At 51.7% G+C, this 1699-nt stretch carries 2 protein-coding genes; both read left to right on the top strand.

Annotated features, from left to right (window positions below; genetic code table 11):
• Positions 1-774 (top strand): class I SAM-dependent methyltransferase (locus EG19_RS13280; RefSeq protein ID WP_152544076.1); only part of this gene is annotated, 774 nt, incomplete at its 5' end.
• 38 nt (positions 775-812) lie between these two features.
• Positions 813-1699: class I SAM-dependent methyltransferase (locus EG19_RS12985; protein WP_161685676.1), on the top strand; the 887-nt coding region annotated here is incomplete at its 3' end.

The following is a 1699-nucleotide window of genomic DNA, read 5'->3' as shown; positions in this document are numbered from 1 at the left end:
ACCCTGTATCCGTACATTCTTCCTCTTTGTATCTGGAGAGCATGGGAATATGCTGCGTATCGACGCTATGATTTGGAGGAGCCAGTACTAGACATTGGCTGCGGCGATGGGCGTTTCTTTCGGCTTCTCTGGCCAAATGTCCGTTCGGCTGTTGGTGTGGATCACGACCCCCTCATGGTCGAGGCTGCTAAGCGATCAGGAGTTTACCGGGAGGTCTTTCTTGGGCCGGCACACCGCCTTCCGTTTTCCTCTGGGTCTTTTGGCTCAGGTTTCGCCAATTGCTCTCTCGAGCACATGGACCACTTGTCGGAGGTCCTTAGGAGTGTGTGGTTTTGCTTAACTCCCGGGGGGCCCTTCCTTCTCAGCGTGGTAAATGACAACCTCTGCAGATGGGCGACATTGAGGTTGTTGGCGGAAGCTATTGGCGAGCCTGAGCGTGCCCAGTCAGTGCAGGCGGAATACGAAGCATACCATCATTTGGTTAATGCGCTTCCAACCGAGGTTTGGGCGGAGAGATTAACCGAAGCAGGTTTCGAAGTGTTGGAATATATCCCGATAGTTCCGGAAGTCACTAGCCGCGTATTTCTGTTTTTGGACAATTTATGGCATTTGAGGCTAAGGGGAGGTGAGGCAGGCATGTTTTTTCAGGAATGGCTGGGGCATTTCCCTAACGTCACCCAAGCCATGCGAAATGTTCTCCATGGACTTCTGCAGATGGAGCGTGATTGGACGGTAACGAGTGGAGTTGTATTCTTTGCCAGGAAACGCAAATGACAGAAAGCCCCTCATGCTGGTGCGGAAATAATGCCTTGGTGGAGTTTAGCTCTGACTACCTCCGTTGTGCGAATTGTGAAACACTCGTGTTTGCTCACGGCTTCGACAAAGATGTCGGCAGGGTAAAGGACGATGACGCCGACCTCTATGGGCGACAATATTGGCTTTCCCACCAAGTTCAGACCTGGGGTTATCCAGATATCTTCGCGAGGGCACGGAAGGATATCCCGGAAAGATGCCTTCATTGGCTCCGGACCCTGTTAAAGTACAAGCTCCCGCCGTCTCGGACGCTAGAGCTCGGGAGCGGTCATGGGGGATTTGTTGCTCTCCTTCGTTTTGCTGGATACGATGCCACTGGTCTGGAGCTCAGCCCGTGGGTAGTTGATTTCGCACGCAAAACGTTTCAAATCCCTGTTCTCCAAGGTCCCGTGGAGGACCAATCGTTAGAGGCTGGCTCTTTCGACGCCATCATCCTTATGGATGTTTTAGAACACTTGCCGAATCCAACCGGAACTATACGACGCTGCCTGAACCTTCTTAAACCGGATGGAATCTTTCTAATCCAGACGCCGCGCTATCCAGAGGGTAAAAGCTACCAGGAAATGCTGGAAGGGGACGACCCCTTTTTGGAGCAGCTTAAGGCCCGAGAGCATTTGTTCCTATTCAGCATGTCCTCCATTCAGCTTTTTTTTAGGTACCTGGGGGTTGGATTCATTCACTTTGAACCGGCCATGTTTCCCGCGTACGATATGTTTGTTGTTGCGAGTCGGCAGGAACCGGTAGTTTGTTCCACGAGAAAAATTACTAAGGCCCTAAGTTCATCGCCGCCAGGCCGCTTAGTTCTGGCTTTATTAGACTTAGATAATCAATTCGGGTCGCTCAGAAGGCTCTACGAGATTGGTGAAGCGGATCGTGCGGAGCGTTT

Source organism: Thermoanaerobaculum aquaticum, from assembly GCF_000687145.1.
In the GTDB taxonomy this organism is placed as follows: Bacteria; Acidobacteriota; Thermoanaerobaculia; order Thermoanaerobaculales; family Thermoanaerobaculaceae; genus Thermoanaerobaculum; species Thermoanaerobaculum aquaticum.
Note: the sequence above shows the minus strand (reverse complement) of the source record. Positions and strands in the feature narration are given on the sequence as shown.